The sequence below is a fragment of the Fontibacter flavus genome, from assembly GCF_042432905.1.
Lineage (GTDB): Bacteria > Bacteroidota > Bacteroidia > Cytophagales > Cyclobacteriaceae > Fontibacter > Fontibacter flavus.
The window spans coordinates 70723-91953 of the sequence record NZ_JBHLWI010000033.1 but is presented as its reverse complement, the minus strand read 5'-3'; the positions used below and the strand labels follow the sequence as shown (position 1 = coordinate 91953).

18 protein-coding genes are annotated in these 21231 nt (G+C 40.8%); 6 read left to right on the top strand and 12 right to left on the bottom strand.

Features of this window, described 5'->3' with window-relative positions:
- Positions 1-293: 293 nt before the first annotated feature.
- From leuB to ilvD, 9 genes are all read right to left on the bottom strand, one after another.
- Positions 294-1355: a 3-isopropylmalate dehydrogenase gene (gene leuB, locus ACFFIP_RS12340; RefSeq protein WP_382387960.1), complete on the bottom strand. Its 1062-nt coding sequence runs from the start codon at positions 1353-1355 to the stop codon at positions 294-296.
- The gene (locus tag ACFFIP_RS12335; protein ID WP_382387959.1) at positions 1324-2943 is read right to left on the bottom strand and encodes a hydroxymethylglutaryl-CoA lyase-like TIM-barrel protein; all 1620 of its coding nucleotides are present in this window, start codon (positions 2941-2943) and stop codon (positions 1324-1326) included. Before ACFFIP_RS12335 ends, leuB begins: the two co-directional genes overlap by 32 nt.
- A 194-nt stretch (positions 2944-3137) precedes the next feature.
- The gene (gene leuD, locus ACFFIP_RS12330; RefSeq protein ID WP_382387958.1) at positions 3138-3728 is read right to left on the bottom strand and encodes a 3-isopropylmalate dehydratase small subunit; all 591 of its coding nucleotides are present in this window, start codon (positions 3726-3728) and stop codon (positions 3138-3140) included.
- 43 nt (positions 3729-3771) lie between these two features.
- Positions 3772-5196, bottom strand: coding sequence for a 3-isopropylmalate dehydratase large subunit (gene leuC / locus ACFFIP_RS12325; protein WP_382387957.1), 1425 nt, complete (start codon positions 5194-5196; stop codon positions 3772-3774).
- Position 5197: 1 nt separating this feature from the next.
- Positions 5198-6709 (bottom strand): 2-isopropylmalate synthase, encoded by a 1512-nt coding sequence (locus ACFFIP_RS12320; protein WP_382387956.1) that lies wholly within the window; start codon positions 6707-6709, stop codon positions 5198-5200.
- Positions 6710-6716: 7 nt separating this feature from the next.
- Entirely contained in the window at positions 6717-7760 is a 1044-nt protein-coding gene (ilvC, locus tag ACFFIP_RS12315; protein ID WP_382387955.1) for a ketol-acid reductoisomerase, read from the bottom strand.
- 4 nt (positions 7761-7764) lie between these two features.
- Positions 7765-8283, bottom strand: a complete 519-nt coding sequence (gene ilvN / locus ACFFIP_RS12310) for an acetolactate synthase small subunit (RefSeq protein WP_382387954.1) — start codon at positions 8281-8283, stop codon at positions 7765-7767.
- A gap of 16 nt (positions 8284-8299) precedes the next feature.
- The gene (gene ilvB / locus ACFFIP_RS12305; RefSeq protein ID WP_382387953.1) at positions 8300-9982 is read right to left on the bottom strand and encodes a biosynthetic-type acetolactate synthase large subunit; all 1683 of its coding nucleotides are present in this window, start codon (positions 9980-9982) and stop codon (positions 8300-8302) included.
- A 12-nt stretch (positions 9983-9994) separates the two neighbouring features.
- Complete coding sequence (gene ilvD / locus ACFFIP_RS12300) at positions 9995-11677, bottom strand: dihydroxy-acid dehydratase (protein ID WP_382387952.1); 1683 nt, start codon at positions 11675-11677, stop codon at positions 9995-9997.
- A 531-nt stretch (positions 11678-12208) separates the two neighbouring features.
- Here ilvD and ispE point away from each other — a divergent pair.
- Positions 12209-13015, top strand: a complete 807-nt coding sequence (ispE, locus tag ACFFIP_RS12295; RefSeq protein WP_382387951.1) for a 4-(cytidine 5'-diphospho)-2-C-methyl-D-erythritol kinase — start codon at positions 12209-12211, stop codon at positions 13013-13015.
- A 40-nt stretch (positions 13016-13055) separates the two neighbouring features.
- A complete protein-coding gene (locus ACFFIP_RS12290; RefSeq protein WP_382387950.1) occupies positions 13056-13211 on the top strand; it encodes a hypothetical protein in 156 nt (51 codons plus the stop codon).
- A 97-nt stretch (positions 13212-13308) separates the two neighbouring features.
- Here ACFFIP_RS12290 and ACFFIP_RS12285 read toward each other — a convergent pair whose 3' ends face one another.
- From ACFFIP_RS12285 to tgt, 3 genes are read right to left on the bottom strand one after another with little or no spacing between them, the layout of a single operon-like run.
- Positions 13309-14229, bottom strand: a complete 921-nt coding sequence (locus ACFFIP_RS12285; protein ID WP_382387949.1) for a DMT family transporter — start codon at positions 14227-14229, stop codon at positions 13309-13311.
- Position 14230: 1 nt separating this feature from the next.
- Positions 14231-15304: an LptF/LptG family permease gene (locus tag ACFFIP_RS12280; protein ID WP_382387948.1), complete on the bottom strand. Its 1074-nt coding sequence runs from the start codon at positions 15302-15304 to the stop codon at positions 14231-14233.
- Position 15305: 1 nt separating this feature from the next.
- A complete protein-coding gene (tgt, locus tag ACFFIP_RS12275; protein ID WP_382387947.1) occupies positions 15306-16436 on the bottom strand; it encodes a tRNA guanosine(34) transglycosylase Tgt in 1131 nt (376 codons plus the stop codon).
- 130 nt (positions 16437-16566) lie between these two features.
- On the opposite strand from tgt, the gene ACFFIP_RS12270 reads away from it, so the two are divergent.
- The 4 genes from ACFFIP_RS12270 (at position 16567) to ACFFIP_RS12255 (ending at position 21175) form a co-directional block, all read left to right on the top strand.
- Positions 16567-17703, top strand: coding sequence for a glycosyltransferase (locus tag ACFFIP_RS12270; RefSeq protein WP_382387961.1), 1137 nt, complete (start codon positions 16567-16569; stop codon positions 17701-17703).
- Positions 17694-18305 carry an RNA polymerase sigma factor gene (locus ACFFIP_RS12265; protein WP_382387946.1) on the top strand — a complete coding sequence of 204 codons (612 nt, stop codon included), beginning with the start codon at positions 17694-17696 and terminating at the stop codon, positions 18303-18305. The genes ACFFIP_RS12270 and ACFFIP_RS12265 overlap by 10 nt, the downstream gene beginning before the upstream one ends.
- An 857-nt stretch (positions 18306-19162) precedes the next feature.
- Positions 19163-20152 (top strand): 6-bladed beta-propeller, encoded by a 990-nt coding sequence (locus ACFFIP_RS12260; RefSeq protein ID WP_382387945.1) that lies wholly within the window; start codon positions 19163-19165, stop codon positions 20150-20152.
- Positions 20153-20266: 114 nt separating this feature from the next.
- Complete coding sequence (locus tag ACFFIP_RS12255; protein WP_382387944.1) at positions 20267-21175, top strand: IS982 family transposase; 909 nt, start codon at positions 20267-20269, stop codon at positions 21173-21175.
- Positions 21176-21231 lie beyond the last annotated feature (56 nt).

The window sequence follows — 21231 nt, the reverse complement described above, 5'->3', positions numbered from 1 at the left end:
GTAACGTTCTTACTCCTTCTGCTTTTGCCTGGTAGCAGCGCCCTGCTTACCTGACAAACCAAATAATATCCTGACAATTATGCAACAGTTTACATTTGCCAAACTTAGTATGACAAGGAAAAGCCTTTGACACTAGCTAACCAGCGCAACAAGGAAAACATCAATCCAAAAAACCTTAATGAACCCCTTAAATCCCTTAACTCCTTAATGGTTCAAAACTTCCTAAACCTTCTTTTCGACATCCGCCTTCCAAAATCCGAAATTTCTCGCTTCTCGTCTCTCGCTTCTCGCTTCTACAAATTCTCCGCCAACCAATCCCCCACCTCAGAGGTCTTAAAAGCTTTTCCGCCTTCAGCAATGTCCTCTGTCACGACTCCTTCTGCCAAAGACTTATTCACCACATCGGTGATGGCCTGTGCTTCCTCCTTTAATCCGAAAGCATAATCAAACATCATGGCCGCTGACAATACCGTAGCCAATGGATTGGCAATGTCTTTACCTGCCGCCTGTGGGTAGGATCCGTGAATGGGCTCAAACAATTTAATATCCGTACCCAAAGAAGCCGAAGGCATCAATCCCATGGAACCGGAAATCACCGATGCCTCATCGGTCAAAATATCCCCAAAAAGGTTCTCTGTGATCAAGACATCGTAAGCTTTGGGCCATTGGATCAAGCGCATGGCCACGGCATCCACAAATTCATACTCCACCTTCACATCAGGATATTCCGGAGCCAATTCCTGTACAGTCTCCCTCCACAACCTGGAAGTAGCCAACACATTGGCTTTATCCACGCAGGTTAATAGTTTTCTTCGTTTCTGTGCAGCCTCAAATCCCATCCTCGCCAAGCGGGTGATCTCTTCTTTGGAATATACATTGGTATCAAAAGCCTTGGTCCCCTGCTCATTCCTTCCTCTGGGTTCGCCGAAATAAATCCCACCTGTTAACTCCCTGAAGAAGACAAAATCAACGCCTTCTACCCTTTCGAGTTTCAAGGGTGATTTATGGATCAATGAAGGAAAGGTGAAAGTCGGCCTGACATTGGCAAACAAACCCAGCTTCTGCCGCATCCTCAACAATCCCTGCTCAGGTCTAACCTTGGCTTTGGGGTCATTGTCATATTTAGGATCTCCGATGGCGCCAAAAAGCACTGCATCTGCCCTCAAACAGACATCATGGGTATTGTCAGGATATGGATCTCCTGTTAGGTCGATTGCCGCCGCACCTACGGGCGCTTCTTCAAAATGTATGGTATGTCCAAATTTCTTTCCTACTGCTTTGACCACTTTTACGGCCTGTGCAATTACCTCAGGTCCTATGCCGTCACCCGGCAATAGTGCGATATTCATTTCCATATAAAGTTGGGTTGTCTTGTTCTGTTTTTTGATCTTGGTTCTTTACAGAACCGGTTTTCTTACTATCCAATTGTTCTATGATATTTAACATTTTCTCAGTTGCCTTCAAAGCAGCCACTGTCTGATCGCTATCCAGCCCTTTAGTTTTGAAAATCCTGCCATAATCCCAGGTGATCACGGTTTCCACGAAGGCATCAGTCTTCCCTCCAGGCGGAATGGTAACATGGTAATTGATCAGCTTAGGGAGCTCTTTATGAATGGATTTGTAAATTTTGCTCAATGCTTTCATAAAAGCATCATATTGCCCATCTCCGGAAGAACCTTCTTCATAACTTTCCCCATAAATGTTCATTTTTAGCTGAACGGTAGGTCTCAAACCCTTGCTGTGGCTCAGGCTATACCCCTCTATAAAAATATGATGGGAAATGGAGTTATTCTGAAGCACATCCGAGATGATATAAGGCAAATCCTCTGTGGTGACCCTTTCTTTTTTGTCTCCGAGTTCGATGATCCTTTGGGTAACTTTTGTCAGTTCTTCAGGCTCTAAAGAAATCCCAAGTTCCTGGAGGTTTTTGACAATATTGGCTTTACCAGAAGTTTTCCCCAAAGCATATTTCCTTTGGCGGCCAAATCGTTCCGGCATCAGGTCATTGAAATAAAGGTTTTTCTTATTGTCCCCATCAGCATGGATACCAGCCGTCTGGGTAAATACATTTTCTCCAACCACGGGTTTATTGGAAGGAATATGCTGCCCGGAAAACTGTTCTACCAATTTACTGACACGGTAAATCTTGTTTTCCTTGACACTCAGTTTGTAATCTGTAAAATCTTTGATCACGGCAATCACCGACTCCAAGGGAGCATTTCCTGCTCGCTCACCTAGACCATTGACGGTGGTATGCACACCACTGACGCCATTACAGATGGCTTCCAGCACGTTGGCAACAGATAGGTCATAGTCATTATGGGCATGAAAATCAAAATGCACATCAGGAAATTCGATGGTGATCATTTTGACAAAATAAGTCACTTCTTTGGGACTCAACAGTCCAAGCGTATCAGGCAACATGATTCTGCGGACCTGATTATTGGCCAACATATTGATCAATTCCATGGTATATTCCAAAGAGTTCCTCATACCATTGGACCAATCTTCTAGGTAAACATTCACTTCAATACCCTTCGATCGTGCATAGGCCACGCTTTCTTCAATTTCAGCAAAATGCTGCTCTTTGCTCTTTCGCAATTGGTGTGTAAGGTGATTCAATGAACCTTTGGTCAACAGATTCAATACCCGTCCTCCTGCCTCAGTAATCCAGTCCACAGAGGCAGGGGTATCCACAAAACCCAATACCTCAATCCTGTCTAAATATCCTTTTTCAGCTGCCCAATGGGTAATTTTTTTAACACCTTCCATCTCACCTTCCGACACACGGGCCGAGGCAACTTCAATCCTATCCACTTTCAGTTCCTCCAAAAGCAATTTGGCGACCTGAAGTTTCTCAGAAGGCAGAAAGGAGACACCAGAGGTCTGTTCCCCATCCCTCAGGGTAGTATCCATAATTTCTATTTTTCTTTGAAAGCCCATGTTAGTTGATTGGTTATTAGGGATTAGTAATTGGTAATTAGTGATTAGTGAATCTAAATCAAGGAATAGCTTCCGGCCTCCGACTTTTTTTTTGCCTTGGCCCTTAAATTCCCCTTCTTAATGAACCTCTTAATTCCCTTAACTCTTTAATGGTTCAAATCTCGAAATCCGACATCCCACTTACGAAATCCCCCTTACTTTCTTTCCGCAAACTCCTCTATCTCTCCTTTAATGTTCAACAGGTAATCGATATCATCGAAGCCGTTTTTCATATTTTCCTTTTTGTAGGCATTGATATCGAAAGATTCTGATTGGCCAGTGCTGACTAAAGTGATGGTTTGCTTATCCAAGTTTATTTCCACTTCTTCATTTGGATCTGACTCAACAGCATTGAAAAGCAGGTCGGCAAAAGTGGGGCTTACAGTGACCGGTAACACACCGATATTCAGACAGTTATTCTTGAAAATATCCGCAAAAAAGCTGGATACCACGCACCTGAAACCATAATCATACAGCGCCCAAACTGCATGTTCCCTACTTGAACCCGAACCGAAATTCTTACCGGCCAATAAGATTTTACCTTTGTAAGTAGGATCATTGAGCACAAAGTCCTTTTTAGGCTTTCCCTCCACATCATAACGCCAATCTCTGAAGAGGTTATCACCAAAGCCTTCCCGCTCAGTAGCTTTTAAGAATCGCGCAGGAATAATCTGGTCTGTATCTACATTTTCTGCAGGCAAAGGCACTACAGAACTTTTCAAGACATTAAATTTATCGTAAGGCATTTTTTTATTAGTTATGAGTAATTGGTTATTTGCTATTGGGAATTTAATTTCCAATACCAGAATATTCTCCTATCAATTCCCTCGGGTCAGTGATTCGACCTGTTACAGCTACCGCAGCTACAGTGAGGGGAGAAGCAAGCATTGTCCTGGCTCCGGGTCCTTGACGCCCTTCAAAATTTCTGTTAGAGGTAGAAACCGCATACTTGCCTGCAGGAATCTTGTCATCGTTCATAGCAAGACAAGCAGAGCAACCTGGTTGTCTTAATTCAAAACCTGCTTCTTCAAGGATCTTCACCAATCCCTCTTCATGGGCCATTTTCTCCACTTCTCTGGAACCGGGCACAATCCATGCGGTGATGTTATCGGCTTTCTTTTTCCCTTTGACAAAATTGGCTACAGCACGGATATCCTCTATCCTGCCATTGGTACAACTTCCTACGAAGACATAGTCTACCTTTTTGCCTTTGATCGCTTCTCCCGGCGCAAAACCCATATAGTCCAAAGACTTTAGGTATGAAATTTTATTGCTTCCCTCCATACCCTCAGTTGTAGGAATGCTATCTTTCACCTTGATTCCCATACCAGGATTGGTGCCATAGGTAATCATCGGTTCTATATCGTTGCCATCGAAGTGGTATTCTTTGTCAAACACAGCTCCCTCTTCCGTTTTGAGTGTTTTCCAATAGGCCACAGCTTTTTCCCAGTCTGCCCCTTTTGGAGCATATTGCTTTCCTTTCAGGTATTCAAAGGTGGTTTCGTCAGGAGCGATCAGGCCCCCTCTGGCCCCCATTTCAATACTCATATTGCAAATGGTCATCCTGGCTTCCATACTGAGGTTTGTAATGGCAGAACCTGCATATTCCACAAAATAACCCGTAGCACCCGCAGCAGAGATTTTGGATATAATATACAATATGATATCCTTTGAAGTTACCCCTTCCCCTAGTTCGCCATCCACTGTAATCCTCATTTTCTTAGGCTTAGACTGCATGATGCATTGAGTAGCCAAAACCATCTCTACTTCGGAAGTACCGATACCAAAGGCAATGGCACCAAAGGCGCCATGCGTGGAAGTATGGCTGTCCCCACAGACTATGGTCATTCCAGGTTGGGTCACGCCCAGTTCAGGACCAATCACATGAACAATGCCATGGTGGGCAGAACCCAGATCATGTAATTCAATTCCGTATTGTTTACAGTTTTCCCTCAGTTTTTCTACCTGCATGCGGGAAAGTTTATCCTTGATGGATTTATCCTGATCAACAGTAGGAACGTTATGATCCGGAGTAGCAATGGTTCTCTCTGGGTAAAGTACCCCTACCCCCCTTTTTTCCAAATTCAGGAATGCTACAGGGCTGGTAACTTCATGGATAAAATGTTTATCAATGAAGAAAACATCAGGCCCATTGGGTACGGACCTGACCACATGGGCATTCCATATTTTATCAAATAGTGTTTTATTTTCCATGTTACTCGATTGTCGCTTTGTCTTTGACAGGTATTTTATTCAAGGCATCTACAAAAGCCTGCGCAGAAGCCAAGACTATGTCTGAATTGGATGAAAAACCATAATATGGTTTATCTCCTTGCATCAGACGCATGTGAACTTTGGCCACATCATCACTTCCGGCAGTCATAGCCTGAATCAGAAATTCTTCCAGTATATAATGTGGTTTGACTATTTTTTCAATGGCTTTTAAGACCGCATCTACAGGCCCATTTCCGGAAGACGAGGATTCATATGATTTATCCCCAACCTTTAGTTTCACAGAGGCTTTTACGCTTCCGTTGGACTGGTAACTCACTTCCTCCAACTCGATGAATGATGACTCATCCATGTATTTGCCCACCAATTCCAATAAGTCTTTCGGCCCTATATCCCTTTTGGAATCTGCTAAAAGCAGAAAATCTTCATAAACTTTATTCAGGTCTTCACCTTCAAGAACGACTCCCAATGAGTCCAAATGATGCTTCAGAGCAGCCCTGCCGCTTCTAGCTGTAAGGACTATAGACGACTCATGAACTCCAACTTCCTTGGGGTCGATGATCTCATAATTTTCTCTGTGCTTCAACACCCCATCTTGATGGATACCGGATGAGTGCGCAAAGGCATTTCTTCCCACAATGGCCTTATTGGGCTGTACCGGCATATTCATCAATTTAGAGATCAAGCGGCTTGTACCATAAATCAACTCCGTTTGGATATCAGTGTGTACAGGAATGCTCTGATGACATTTGATTGCCATTACTACCTCTTCCAGAGAGGTATTCCCTGCTCTTTCACCTATCCCGTTAATGGTCAGCTCGGCCTGCCTTGCCCCATTCTGAATGCCGGAAATGGTATTGGCTGTAGCCATCCCAAGGTCATTGTGACAATGGGTAGAGATGATAGCTTTGTCAATATTGGAGACGTTTTCCTTCAAATAACGGATAATGGCTCCATATTGCTCTGGAAGACAATAGCCAGTAGTATCAGGGATATTAACCACTGTTGCTCCGGCTTTGATGGCCTCTTCAATAATCTTAGCCAAAAAAGGGAGTTCTGCCCTGCCTGCATCTTCCGCATAAAACTCCACATCTTCCACGAATCGCTTGGCAAATTTTACTGCCCTCACGCCCCTCTCGATAATGTTTTCAGGAGTGGATCTCAATTTGTATTGAATATGATAGGGAGACACACCAATGCCGGTATGGATTCTTCCTTTTTTGGCATATTTAAGTGCAGCTGCAGCTACTTCTATATCCTTCTCCACAGCTCTGGAGAGGGCGCAGATGATAGGATTAGAAACCGCTTTTGAAATTTCTACCACAGAATTGAAATCACCTGGGCTGGATATGGGAAATCCGGCTTCAATGATATCTACCCCAAGTGCTTCCAAAGCCTTAGCCACCACTATCTTTTCCTGGGTGTTCAACTGACAACCAGGTACCTGTTCCCCGTCACGGAGTGTGGTATCGAATATCCATAGCTTTTCACTCATAATTGTATCAGTTATTTTCAGGTCTTAATTTTCTGACGACGGCTCCTGCCTGCCACATTTCAGATTCTCTCAATTCTTTCAATTCCTCCTCAAGCTTCTCTCTATAATCTGGCTTAGAGTTGGAATCAATTGACTTTTGGGCTTCTTTACCAGTTTTCACACTGTTGTATAGTTCCTCAAAAACAGGCTTAGTCGCATCTCTAAATGGCTTCCACCAATCCAGAGCACCTCTTTGTGCGGTAGTGGAACAATTGGCATACATCCAGTCCATTCCATTTTCTGCCACCAAAGGCATCAAACTTTGGGTCAATTCCTCCACTGTCTCATTGAAAGCTTCAGAAGGGGTATGCCCATTTGCTCTTAACACTTCATATTGAGCAGCGAAAATTCCCTGAATAGCACCCATTAGAGTCCCTCTTTCTCCTGTAAGGTCAGAAGTTACCTCACGGTAAAAATCCGTCTCGAACAGATAACCGGAACCCACTCCAATTCCTAAGGCAACAACCCTATCCTTTGCTTTGCCGGTAGCATCCTGATAAATGGCATAAGAGGAGTTTAACCCTCTGCCTTCCACAAACATCCTTCTTAAGGAGGTACCAGAGCCTTTTGGCGCAACCAGAATCACATCCACATCCCCAGGAGGAATAATTCCTGTTTTCTCTTTGTAGGTTATTCCAAATCCATGGGAAAAATATAGGGCTTTTCCAGGTGTCAGGTATTTTTTGACAGTAGGCCAAAGGGCAATCTGACCAGCATCAGAAAGCAAGAACTGAAGAATGGTCCCTCTTTCGCAGGCTTCCTCGAGTTCAAACAATGTTTCACCCGGAACCCATCCATCTGCAACGGCTTTATCCCATGTTTTAGACCCCTTCCTTTGGCCAACGATGACATTGAAGCCATTGTCCTTGAGGTTCAACGCCTGCCCTGGACCCTGCACGCCATAGCCCAAAACGGCTATTACCTCATCTTTCAATACTTCTTTTGCTTTCTCCAAAGGAAATTCCTCCCTGGTGACTACATTTTCCTCTACTGATCCGAATTTCAGTTTCATAGTGTTAATGATTATAGGTTTGATTATTTAAATACTCTTGAACAGAAAACTTGGGCTTTGCTATCGCCACCCTTCCCGAGCGGGAGAATTCCAACAGATTGAAAGGCTTCAAAATCTCCAATAGTGCTTGGGTATCTTCTTTATGTCCTGTGAATTCTATCACGACAAATTCCTTTTCCGCAGCGATGATATGGGCATTGAACTGCCTGATGACTTTTTCAAGCCCGGGGTCCAAACTCTCAGTCGGTACTTTGTATAAAGCAATTTCCTGATAGACCACCTCATCATCTCTGAAATAATAGGCTTTGATGACGTCTACAATTTTCTCAATCTGCTTAGTTAATTGGATAATCTGTTCTTCCGTGACTGTCACTTCAATGGTAATCTTATGGATACCATCAAGCCTGCTTTCTGAGGCAGTCAGCGCATCGATGTTGATTCCTCTTCTGGTAAAAATGATCGTGATCCTATTCAGAATCCCGATAAAATTTTCAGTATAAATTAATATGGTATAACGGTTCATAAATGCTGGGACTGGATTAGCTTAATCTCACTTCTTCTACCGAGCAACCTGTGGCAATCATCGGGAATACATTATCTTCTTTTTCGACCACCACTTCCAGAAAATATGGTCCTTTATGCAGGAGCATTTCCGCAACCGTAGCTTCCAAATCTTCTCTTTCTGTAACTTTCTTGGCCTTGAAGCTATAGGCTTCAGCAATTTTGATAAAATCAGGATTATCTAACTCCGTAAAGGAATAGCGCTTATCAAAGAAAAGTTGCTGCCACTGTCTCACCATGCCCAAATAATTATTGTTGAGCAAGACTACTTTCACAGGAGCCTTGGTCTGCATGATTGTCCCCAACTCCTGTATGGTCATTTGAATTCCTCCATCACCTGCCACACAGATGACCTGTCTGTCATAGTCATGTAGCTGAGCACCCAATGCTGCAGGCAAGGCAAAGCCCATTGTCCCAAGCCCTCCTGAAGTCACCTGAGTCCTGCTCTTTTTGTAGTCAAAATACCGCCAAGAAATCATTTGATGCTGCCCCACATCAGTCACCAAAACCGCATCATCTTCTTTGAATTGATTAATTACTCGGATTACTTCCCCCATATGAAGACCTCCATGCGTACCGTGCAGGTCATTGGACATTACCGCCTTTCTTTCTTCGGCTTCCAATTCCCTGAAACGCTGCATCCACTCAGGATGGCTATTTTTCCGGACAGCATCCTTGAGCATGGGTAGACTGACTTTGCAGTCTCCCTGAATGGCTACTGTTGTTTTTACATTTTTATCTATTTCTGAAGGATCCAGTTCCAGATGGATAACTTTAGCCTGTTTGGCATATCTACTGAGATCTCCTGTCACCCGGTCATCAAACCTCATTCCCACAGCAATCAATACATCACATTGGTTGGTCAGAATATTCGGGGCATAATTGCCATGCATCCCTAATTTACCGACATAGGAAGGGTGTTCTTCAGACAGCGCACCTGACCCCAATAAGGTAGAGGCAGCAGGTATTCCCGTTTTATCCAAAAAAGACTTCAGTTCCTCCTCTGCCTTAGCCAAAACTACCCCCTGACCATAAAGCACATAAGGTTTTTTGGCCTGATCAATGAGTACTGCAGCTTTTTCAACAGCTGTATGATCAATATTGACATAAGGCCTGTAGGATCTGATTGCCAGGCATGGGACGTAATTAAACTCTCCAAATTCGACCTGTGCATTTTTGGTTATATCCACCAAAACAGGTCCTGGCCTGCCTGTCCTCGCAATATGAAAAGCTTTGGCGATGGCAGGAGCAATGTCTTCCGCTTTTCTGACCTGAATATTCCATTTGGTGCCAGGCATAGAAAGGCCAACTACATCTGTTTCCTGAAAAGCATCAGAACCCAAAAGGTGAGCAGCTACCTGACCTGTAATACAGACTAGGGGCGTGCTGTCAATCTGTGCATCGGCCAATCCGGTAATCAGGTTGGTCGCACCTGGCCCCGAAGTCGCCAAAACAACCCCAACCTTACCTGAAACACGTGCGTATCCCTGAGCTGCATGGATAGCTCCCTGCTCATGTCGGGTAAGCACATGTTTGATCTGATCACTGTAATCGTACAAGGCATCATACACTGGCATAATGGCCCCGCCTGGATAACCAAAAATGTATTCCGCATTTTCAGCAATCAGGGATTTGACGACGATATCTGCTCCTCTAATCATGTTATTTTGATTTTATTCCCATTGGTCTGTCACACAACCTTCTGAGGCGGATGAAACCAACTTGTTGTATTTTTTCAAAGTACCCTGTAAGTCAGACAGGTCTTTATTTTTCCAGCCTTTTCTCCTCTCTGCCAATTCAGCATCACTTAGTGCCACGCTGAGGGTAAGTGTATCTGCATCGATGGTGATGACATCTCCATCCTTGATCAGTCCAATAGGCCCACCGGAATAAGCTTCAGGCGTCACATGACCTACCACAAACCCATGAGTTCCCCCGGAAAACCTCCCATCTGTGATCAAAGCCACGTCTGAACCCAATCCTGCTCCGATGATCATAGAGGTAGGCTTCAGCATTTCCGGCATTCCTGGACCTCCTTTAGGACCTATATAGCGGATTACAATGACCTCTCCCTTATTCACCAATTTATTTTTTATGCCTTCATTGGCTTCCAGTTCTGAATCAAAAACCCTAGCTGGACCGGTAAAAGATTTGCCTTCCTTACCAGAAATCTTGGCCACGGCACCCCCTGGCGCAAGGTTACCATGAAGCACACACAAATGACCTGTTTCTTTCAAAGGCTGTTCTATAGGATGGATGACATTGACCATAGAAGGAACCACCGGATCTATGTTTTCTAAATTCTCTGCAACTGTTTTCCCGGTTACTGTCATACAGTCTCCATGAAGCATATTGTTGTTCAGGAGGTATTTCATAAAGGCAGGCACGCCTCCTTGTTCAAAAAGATCTTCCATCAAAAATTTCCCTGAAGGCTTGAAGTCCCCCAATAAAGGGGTTTCGGCATTGACCCTTTTGAAATCTTCCAGCGTGAAATCAACACCCGCAGTTTTTGCAATTGCCAGGATATGCAATACCGCATTGGTACTTCCTCCTAGGGCTACAGCCACACGAACTGCATTCTCCAAACTTTTTTTAGTGACGATATCTTTTGGTTTGATATCCTTTTCTAATAATATCTTGATGTATTGAGATACCTCCTGACATTCATTCAGTTTTTCAGTGGCAGTTGCAGGAGTAGAGGAACTGTATGGCAGGGACATGCCCATGGCTTCTATTGCGGATGACATGGTGTTAGCGGTGTACATACCACCACAGGCTCCGGCTCCGGGACAGGCATTTTGAATCACACCTTGGTAATCAAGGTCATTCATTTCACCTTTCACCCTTTTGCCATATGCCTCAAAAGCTGAGACTATATTGAGCTTTTCGCCTTTGTAATTTCCTGAACGGATCGTTCCCCCGTATACCATGATTGAAGGTCTGTTGATGCGAAGCATCCCCATGACTGCTCCAGGCATATTTTTATCACAACCGGCCACTGCAATGCAGGCATCAAAGGAATGCCCCAGTATAAAGGATTCTATAGAGTCTGCAATAATTTCCCTAGACACCAGGGAATAGCGCATACCCATAGTCCCCATGGAAATACCATCTGAGATCCCAATGGTATTAAAAACCAAACCGGTCAGACCATGAGCCCTAGTGGCTTCTTTGATCAGACCGGCAAAGTCATTGAGGTGCATATTGCAGGGATTACTTTCATACCCGCAGCTGGCTACTCCCACAAAGGGCTGGTTCATCTGCTTATCTGTCATTCCTGTAGCATACAACATGGCTTTTCCTGCTGGATGCTCTTCATTTTGACTGATTTCCCAACTATATTTTTTTAAACTCATGGTTAATCTTAATAGGTCAAATAGGTTTATAAAAAAAGTGCCTCATCATCTGAGGCACTTAACATTATATGGTTGTTTGTATACAATAGTCTAGCGCCCCATCATTTATTATAAATGAGAATAATAAAGCTTAGAGGAGTGACTATGTTAAACATGCGGTTATGGTTCTTGATTGAATTAATGACACAATATTAACCCTCAATTTTGATAGATACAATATTTAATTTCTTTTTTTACAACAAACAGATATTTTTTATGTATGTGAAAAATTTTTATTAAATATTTTATTCTGTCTTATAAACATTTATCCAATTATATTATTTTGAAAAATGAAAAAAACGCCAAGTTGTCAGAATTTTGTTTCGATTTCAATAATATTCAATAAATATTTATTTTTATTGATTTTTTTTCAATCAATAAATTACTTAATAAGAAATTACATAACAGAATCGAAATTAGGATAAACATACAGCAATTAATATTTAAAGATTTTATTGCCATATTTACGGAACACATCAGTCTATTAATCGCATGATCAGTTTCCCCAACGCAAAAATCAATCTGGGTCTTCATATCACTTCCAAAAGAAGAGATGGATATCATGACATCGAAACCTGTATGGTTCCCATTCCATTATATGATGCCCTGGAAATGATCGTAGATAAAAAAACTGTTTTTGAAACCTCAGGACTGAACATTCCTGGAGAAGAAAAAGACAACCTGATTCTAAAGGCGCTAAAGTTACTGAGAAAAGATTTCAATGATATCCCTCAAGTCCATATACACCTCCATAAAAACATCCCAATGGGCGCCGGATTGGGAGGAGGATCTGCAGATGCAGCATTTGCAATTACCTTGATGAATCAGTTGTTTGAACTTTATTTGGAAGATTGGTTTTTGGAGGATTATGCTGCAGAATTAGGTAGTGACTGCCCTTTTTTCATTCAAAACAGACCTAAAATTGCCACTGGAAGAGGCGAAATACTAGAACCTGTTGAAGTAAACCTAAAGGGAGACCATATTGTATTGGTCAAGCCTCCTGTACATATAGGCACCAAAGAAGCTTATGCAGGTGTAAAACCACAAGCACCAAAAAACAACCTAAAGGAAATATTGAAAGACAAGAGCTCCTGGAGAGAATTGCTTGTCAATGATTTTGAGGCAAACATCTTTCCCCAATACCCCGAATTAGCTGAAATCAAGGCTAAATTATATGAGATGGGGGCTTATTATGCAGCCATGTCAGGTTCGGGTTCTACCGTATTTGGATTATTTAAAGAGACTCCAGCAAAGGGCAATTGGCCATCGGAATACTTTATCTTTGAAGGATATGTATAAATGATATTTGCATTTTATATTTACAATTAATAAATATAAAATGGCAATAATCACGACTTCACTACCTGATGACTTGGTCCAAAAGCTTTCGGATTATGCGAAAAACTTGGATATGCCCAAAAACAAGCTGATAGAAAAATCACTCAAGGCTAAATTCAAATTAGAAGCTGCTGATCAATCTGAAAATTCTTTATAATTCAATTTAAAATCATAAAAATAACCCTGAACACTTTCTGGACAAAAGTAGAATGATTCCGGATTTTAAATGATTCTCAAAAATGAATTGCCTTCTCTCAAGCCCTCAACAGATTGTTACCCTTAGCCTTCCTTCTCAGGTAATAATTGTACACTGGATAAATCAGCACAGACAATAAAATGATCAGCGTACCTAGGTAGAACCCACCGGTCATTTGCTCCTTTTCTCCAAAAATCAATACTGCCAGAATTATTCCATAAACAGGCTCCAAATTGATGGTTAGATTGACAGCAAAGGCAGTTATCCTGCGCATCAGTTCTACGGATACAGAAAAAGCATAGACTGTACATACACCTCCAAGCAAAAGTAACCATAACCAATCCATTGATGAAGGCACCAGTTGTAAACCTTCAGGCGCAAAAAAGTAACCATAGAAAGGCAGCAAGAACGCTGAAAAAACAAAAGCGCCAAGCATTTCATAAAATGTCAGGATATAAGGACTGTGCCGATTGGTCAATCTCCCATTGATCACAGTGAAAACAGCACTCAAGAAGGCAGAGGCTACAGCCATCAACAAGCCCAACCAGTAATTCAGCTCAAACCGGAAAATCACATAAAGCCCACCAATCACCAATAATCCCAAAAAGATTTCAAAACCCTTTATCTTTTTCTTATTAACCAGAGGCTCCAAAAAAGCTGTCCACAAGGAAGTAGTCGCCATACCCGCCAGGCAAACAGAGGCAGTGGACACCCTCGCTGCTCCGAAAAAGAGCAACCAATGCAAAGAGATAATAAAACCTGTCCCAATAATTTTAGTCAATTCCTTTTGGGGTACCCTTATGGATGTTTTCTTCCACATGAATATCAATCCCAAAATCAACGTGGCTATCAAAGTCCTATAGAAGACAATTTCAAGTGAAGGAATGCTGATCAATAAGCCTAAAATGGCCGTAAAGCCCCAAATCAAAACGATGAAATGAAGCATCAGGTAATCTTTGACCGTAGATTCAGGCTGCATATTATCGGGGAACAGTTTTGTATAATACAAGGCCAGTTACCGCAAAAACAAGGTTCGGCATCCAAATCGCCAAGACAGGAAACTCGGTCCCAGCTTCAGCAAATGTTCTCGAAAGTAAAAACATAATGATGTAAACAAAAGCCAACATAAATCCCAAAGCAATCTGGAAACCGGACCCTCCTCTGGTTTTTTTGGAAGACACGATCACTCCTATAAAAGTCAAGATAATGGCTGCAAATGGAGACATAAACCTGACATATTTCTCAATTTTATAATAATTGACATTATCCGCGCCTCTAGCTTCCAGAACCTCAATCTGCCTGGTCAGATCAGGAAGCTTTAAGGTCTCATGGTGATTGGTCGGCAAATCAAAATCATTCGGCGTGATGGACAATAAAGTATCCAGGGATTCTCCAACAGTATATTTCTCCCCCATTTCATGCAATTCCCTTAATCTCCAGTTTTTGACTGACCAGGAATTGATGGCCGTATCCCACACAATCCGATCAGCAGAAAGCTTGGCAATCAACTGCCCATCTCTGATTTGCTCCAAGGTAAAGCTATAACCGGTATTCCCTGAAGTGTAATACCTTGAAATATAAGCATACACATCAGGTGCTACTTTGATATGGATATTGTTTTCAGTGTAAAACTTATTTTCTTCCAGCCACCTGGATTTAAACTCTGTCACGCCGGCAGTGGCACCTGGAAGCACCCATCCATTCAGAAGAAAACTGGCAATCCCTATCATCGCTGCACCAATAAAGAAAGGCACCAACATCCTCATAAAACTCACCCCACTACTGAGAATGGCAATGATTTCGGTTCTGCCTGCCATTTTTGAAGTGATAAAAATAACAGAGATAAAAACCGTTATAGGCGTAAGCAAATTATTGAGATACAGGCCATAATTGCCCATATACATCAGGATTTCCTTTGCCGGAACTTTATTACGGATAAAAGAATCATTCTTCTCAGTAAAATCAAGTACCAAGACAATAAGAATCAGCATCAAAACCACAAAAAAGTAAGTCTTGAGAAAATCCTTGATGATTAATTTATCCAGTATTTTCATATTATAACCTCCTGCTAACTTTTTCTACCATCTGATTTTTCCAAACGGCAAAATCCCCTGCTATGATATGCTCCCTCGCCTGACCAACCAACCATAAATAAAAGCTTAAATTATGGATACTGGCAATCTGTGCCGCCAAAATTTCTTTGGCAATGGTCAAATGCCTCAAGTAAGCTTTGGAATAGAACGAACTCACATAAGAATTGATATAGGGATCAATGGCACTGAAGTCATCTTTCCATTTTTCATTTCTGATGTTAATGATGCCTTCTGAAGTGAACAGCATGCCGTTTCTGGCATTTCGGGTCGGCATCACACAATCAAACATATCCACCCCAAGAGCAATCCCTTCCAGAATATTGGCAGGTGTCCCCACCCCCATCAGGTATCTGGGCTTGTCTTTTGGCAAAATATCTGTCACCATGTCCGTCATGCTGTACATTTCTTCCACAGGTTCACCCACAGACAATCCGCCTATGGCATTTCCTTCCCTTTCACAGGAAGCGATGAATTCTGCCGATTGTTTTCTCAACTCCGGAAAAACCGATCCCTGTACAATAGGAAACAAAGTTTGGCTGTAACCATATTTCCCTTCTGAACTGTCAAAGCGGTCAATACACCTCTTCAACCAACGGTGAGTGAGTTCCATGGATTTTCTGGCATAAGCAAAATCACAGGGATAAGGAGGGCATTCATCAAATGCCATGATAATATCCGCCCCGATGATGCGCTGAATATCCATAACCCTCTCCGGGCTGAATAAATGTTTGGAACCGTCAATATGAGACTTGAATACGGCTCCTTCTTCAGTCAATTTCCTGTTTTCTGCCAAAGAAAACACCTGATAGCCCCCACTGTCAGTGAGTATAGGTTTGGACCAACCATTAAACTTATGCAGACCTCCCGCCTTCTCCAGTATATCCAATCCAGGCCTTAGGTACAAATGATAAGTGTTTCCTAAAATAATCTGGGCCTTGACATCATACATCAACTCACGCTGATGTACAGCCTTGACGGAACCTGCAGTACCAACCGGCATAAAAATCGGTGTTTGGATGTCACCATGATCTGTTTTAATAGTTCCTGCCCTTGCTTTGCTTTTGGGATCTGTATGTTCTAATTTGAATTTCATCCTAAATATTTGATCTCTAAGCCATTTGAAAACCGCCTAGTATTTTTTCCTTAATTCAGGCACAAAAATATAAGCTTATTCTTAATGAATGCTCAATTTGATTTTATATTTGCCCGTTAAAGGTATGGGAATGGTTACAGATATTTTGTGGATTGTATTATTAATTGCGCTTTCTATCCAGCTTTTTTACATTCTAATTGTATTTGGACGCTTTTCTTTTTTTTACAAAGGCAAAAAAAATCAACATGGACAAAATCCTGAAGGCGTAACCGTCATTGTGGCGGCGCATAATGAAAAAGCAAACCTTAAAAAACTAATACCTGCTCTCTGTAGCCAAAATTACCCCAACTATGATGTGATGATCATCAATGACCGTTCCAATGACGGCACCAGAGGCCTTTTGGAGGAAATGATGGCAAAGTTCCCAAAACTTCGCACAGTTACAGTCAAATACACTCCTGAACACGTCACTTCCAAAAAATATGCACTCACCCTAGGTATCAAAGTGGCCAAAAATGACGTCCTGTTATTGACTGATGCTGACTGCATCCCTAAATCAGACAAATGGATTGAATTGATGACCGCACCTGTGAGAGAGGACAATAAAACCTTTGCTTTGGGTTTTTCCCAATATGAGCGCAAAAAAGGACTACTGAACCAATGGATTCAGTTTGAAACCTTATGGACCGGTCTTCAGTACATCTCATTTGCCCTTTGGAAAGCACCCTTTATGGGAGTTGGGAGAAACTTATGTTACAGAAGGAGTTTCTTCATGGAGAAAAAAGCCTTCAAAGGATTGTGGCATATCAATGGTGGGGACGACGACCTTTTTGTCAATCAATATGCAACGGGCAAAAACACTGCTGTGGTGGTAAATCCAGATAGCGTGACCATTTCTGCTCCGAAAACCACCTGGAAATCCTACTTCACTCAGAAAAAAAGACATTTTCACGCTGGTAAATACTATAAAGGAATTGACAAGCAAAAAATAGGAATCTATCCCTTTTCACACATCTTGTTTTGGCTGACTGGCATTTCTTTGATTATCATCGTAGGTTTAGCACAAAATTGGGAACATTTTCTGATTATTTTAGGTATAATTATTGTTCGATCCTTACTGCTGACATCAGTAGTCACTTCGGCGAGAAAAAAACTGGAAGGAAAATCCAATGTGTTTTGGACAGGATTTTTCGACTTGATGTATGTAGGATACTTTTGGATAGTAGGCACATTAGGGTACCAATCAAAAAAAGTCAGATGGAAGTAAATAATAGAGGCTTTTCAAATAAGGCGTTAGAAGACTTTGAACTCATAGACAAGGCTGTCTTGGAGAAAGATCAGCAGGCTTACGCTACTTTGATGAAGCGCTACAAAAAGGCTGTTTATTTTATGATACTCAAAATGATCAGGGATGCGGACGATGCAGAAGACCTGACCATGGAAGCTTTTGCCAAAGCTTTTAAAAACCTCCATAAATTCAAGAAAGACTATACCTTTTCGACTTGGCTTTTCAGAATTGCCACCAACAACACTATTGACTTCATCCGAAAGAAAAAACTCAAAACCATGAGTCTCAACACCACCCTAAGTGATGAAGGGGGTAATGCTGTCAATATAGATGTAGAGGATGATGACAACAATCCACAGGACGAATATATCAAATCCCAAAGGATAGAGATGGTCAGGATTTTTGTGGACAAGTTGCCTGCCAAATACCGTAAACTGGTACAGTTAAGGTATTTTGACGAACTGTCCTATGAAGAGATTGCGGTAGAACTGGACAAGCCTTTGGGAACAGTCAAAGCCCAGCTTCACCGGTCCAGGGAATTGCTGTATGAAATCGCCTCAGGAAAGGAAGGACATATTTGATTCTCAATATTTAACACCCGGATTTTTAAAAATTTCAAAAATTCAACCTTTTAGTAAAAATGAAATTGAATTTGCATACTTAGAAATACGTTAAAAATTCCATACTCTAGTTTTTAAGGTAAATTACAAACTTGAAGACTTTCATAATTTTTTATCTTTCTCAAAGTCTATTGTTATTTAATTGTATATAGAATCATGACTTGGATAAAAAGTTTCTTTTAAAATTGGTGTCAAAATATTAGAAAATGACATTAATTAAGATTTTTCAATCTTTCCTTTGCATAATAATAATAATATATTTACATAATTAGTTCTAACCACTAAACAAATAAAATTATAAGAAAACTAATTTATTCATGCACCATTTTAACACTACTGTTTTTCAGTAGTTTTGTTTCATCTTCAGTAATGGCCCAAGATGAAAACCTTCCAGGAACAGAATATTATATTACCTATGAAAGGTGTGGTGCAGATGGTCCAATTGTTATCAAGTGCAGGCTTTCAGGGTCAGATCCTTGTGGTGCCTGAGACCAAGAACCTTGTCCTTAAATCACACAGGTGTGACTTCCTAATGGAAGTCACACTATTTAAATAAAGTGTTTAATTTTCGCATCTTCCTCTTAAAAAAAAGAGTTTAAAAATTTAAAAAATAGCTGAATACCTAATGCTCACTATTTCACAGTTACACAATTATAGCTTTTATCAAATTCAAATTGGTCAATGGAAAAGCATCCAAATCCGATAAAAACATGATAAAGAAAATTCTAACCTGTTTAATATTCTATTCTTTGTTTTTTTCATGCAATAATCCACAAAATAGAATTCCAGAAATTAATGTTTCTGAAAGCTTCCAAGAAATGAACCTTTCAAAAATTGGGAAAAGTTCAAAAATTATAAGGTTAAAAACTTTACAGCCCATCCATACTCCCACAGATATTTTAGTGACCCAATCAAATATTTTTCTTTTTGATCAAAACCATTCTGGTATTCTTATCCAATTTGACCACGATGGTAATCTTCTTAACAAAGCAGGATTTTATGGAGATCAAATTATCTCTCTTAATGGAATAACTAATTTTTTCACGGAAAAGGATTCGCTTTTTGTCCTGATAAACGGTGAATCAATTTATACTTTTGACCACAATCTAAAACCGTTTTTCTTAAAAAAACTATCGAATAGAGCTGGATTCATCCAAAAGATAGGTGAGAAATACATGATGTATAACAATAACCTGTCCCCTGAAATACCATTTCAGGTTTTTACTTTGAATTCTAAGGGAATCCAAAGTAAATCCATTCCTAAAGCCCCAAAAACTTTTAACCCTTATTTCAAGGCATACTCCCCATTTGCAAGCCAAGAGGGAAAGATTTTAACTTCCTTTACATTTAACGATACACTTTACTTAGCTAGTGAAGATTTTACTTTCAAACCTTTTTCAAAGGTGAATTTTGGGAAAAGGAAAATCCCTGATGATTTTTTTGTCAATGTAGAAAATGGATATCAATTCTATGAAAAGCTATCAAATAGTGATACCTACTCACTCCATGAAGGTTTGTACTTTGGAAAGGAAGATCAACTGATAGCCACCGTTTTTCATGCATTGCATTATTACCCCTTAGTAATAGAGCTAAATTCTTCCAAGGCGCAGATGATTTCCTATTTTTCGGATGATATGACCACAGGTTTAAAAGTCAGAAATAAAAGTTTTGCTGATCAAAATCAGATAGTTTTTGGGGTTTCCGGAGAAACAATTCATGAACAATTCGATAGCTTAAACAAAGAATTTAGAAAATCCTTGCCTTCTGATTACCAGAATTATTTTTATTTATTAATAATCGAAATTTAAATAATTTAACGTGAATTCGGGATAAAATTTGTTTGATTTTAGTATGAAAAAAGGGTGTTTTTGATTATATTAAACTGTTGACATTCAATATTTTAACATCAAAAACAACCCCTTATGCTTAAAGATAAAGTTACCGAATTTTTCGTTACAATCGATGATTTCTGTATAGAATTTGAGTCCGAAATCAAAAATCACCTTCTGGAATCATCGACTAATAAATTAAGGAACAGAAAGGCTTCCCTTTCAGACTCTGAGATCATGAGTATCCTGGTGCTCTTCCATTATGGACAGTTTTCGAACTTTATGTCATTCTACAACCTCTATGTCTGCGCTCATATGAAAGACCTTTTCCCTGGTCTGGTCTCCTACAATCGTTTCGTTGAGCTACAGAGCCGGGTAGCTGTCCCCATGATGCTTTTCCTGAAACTTAAGGGTTTAGGCAAGTCCACAGGAATCAGCTTTGTTGATTCCACCCCTCTCAGATCATGCCACAACAGGAGAATCCATCAGCATAAAACTTTCAAAGGAGTTGCCGAAAGGGGCCAGTGCTCCATAGGCTGGTTTTTCGGGTTTAAATTACACCTGATAATCAACGACAAAGGAGAGATTTTGTCTTTTTACCTAACAAAAGGAAATGTCGATGACCGTAATTTTAAAGTCATGAAATCCATGACTGAAAACCAGTTCGGAAAGCTTTTCGGAGACAAGGGGTACATATCAAAGGCCCTTTCGGACCTGCTTTTTGGAAACGGAATACAGCTGATCGCCAAACCAAGAAAAAACATGAAAAACCACAATATCTCAGCAAACGACAGAATACTTTTGCGCAAAAGAGCTATCATTGAATGTGTGAACGATGAACTCAAAAATATGTGTAAAATCGAACATACACGGCATAGGTCAATCAACAATTTCCTCATCAATATCATTTCAGCATTAACGGCGTATTGTTTTTTCCCCAAGAAACCTTCTTTAAATATTGATTTCGAATTACCTTCAGCTCAATTAATGCTTTGCGCTTAAACCGAATTCACGTTAATTTAGCAAAATAAAGGTGAATACTCCGATACTTCTTTAGT

Bases quoted from the DNA above. Each gene is read 5' to 3' on its own strand.
- ilvN (WP_382387954.1), bottom strand. From the start codon at position 8,283: ATGAACCGTTATACCATATTAATTTATACTGAAAATTTTATCGGGATT.
- leuC (WP_382387957.1), bottom strand. From the start codon at position 5,196: ATGGAAAATAAAACACTATTTGATAAAATATGGAATGCCCATGTGGTC.
- leuB (WP_382387960.1), bottom strand. From the start codon at position 1,355: ATGGAAATGAATATCGCACTATTGCCGGGTGACGGCATAGGACCTGAG.
- ACFFIP_RS12320 (WP_382387956.1), bottom strand. From the start codon at position 6,709: ATGAGTGAAAAGCTATGGATATTCGATACCACACTCCGTGACGGGGAA.
- ACFFIP_RS12290 (WP_382387950.1), top strand. From the start codon at position 13,056: ATGGCAATAATCACGACTTCACTACCTGATGACTTGGTCCAAAAGCTT.
- ACFFIP_RS12285 (WP_382387949.1), bottom strand. From the start codon at position 14,229: ATGCAGCCTGAATCTACGGTCAAAGATTACCTGATGCTTCATTTCATC.
- ilvB (WP_382387953.1), bottom strand. From the start codon at position 9,982: ATGATTAGAGGAGCAGATATCGTCGTCAAATCCCTGATTGCTGAAAAT.
- ilvC (WP_382387955.1), bottom strand. From the start codon at position 7,760: ATGAAACTGAAATTCGGATCAGTAGAGGAAAATGTAGTCACCAGGGAG.
- ispE (WP_382387951.1), top strand. From the start codon at position 12,209: ATGATCAGTTTCCCCAACGCAAAAATCAATCTGGGTCTTCATATCACT.
- ACFFIP_RS12335 (WP_382387959.1), bottom strand. From the start codon at position 2,943: ATGGGCTTTCAAAGAAAAATAGAAATTATGGATACTACCCTGAGGGAT.
- ACFFIP_RS12265 (WP_382387946.1), top strand. From the start codon at position 17,694: ATGGAAGTAAATAATAGAGGCTTTTCAAATAAGGCGTTAGAAGACTTT.
- tgt (WP_382387947.1), bottom strand. From the start codon at position 16,436: ATGAAATTCAAATTAGAACATACAGATCCCAAAAGCAAAGCAAGGGCA.
- ACFFIP_RS12270 (WP_382387961.1), top strand. From the start codon at position 16,567: ATGGTTACAGATATTTTGTGGATTGTATTATTAATTGCGCTTTCTATC.
- ACFFIP_RS12255 (WP_382387944.1), top strand. From the start codon at position 20,267: ATGCTTAAAGATAAAGTTACCGAATTTTTCGTTACAATCGATGATTTC.
- ACFFIP_RS12280 (WP_382387948.1), bottom strand. From the start codon at position 15,304: ATGAAAATACTGGATAAATTAATCATCAAGGATTTTCTCAAGACTTAC.
- leuD (WP_382387958.1), bottom strand. From the start codon at position 3,728: ATGCCTTACGATAAATTTAATGTCTTGAAAAGTTCTGTAGTGCCTTTG.
- ilvD (WP_382387952.1), bottom strand. From the start codon at position 11,677: ATGAGTTTAAAAAAATATAGTTGGGAAATCAGTCAAAATGAAGAGCAT.
- ACFFIP_RS12260 (WP_382387945.1), top strand. From the start codon at position 19,163: ATGAACCTTTCAAAAATTGGGAAAAGTTCAAAAATTATAAGGTTAAAA.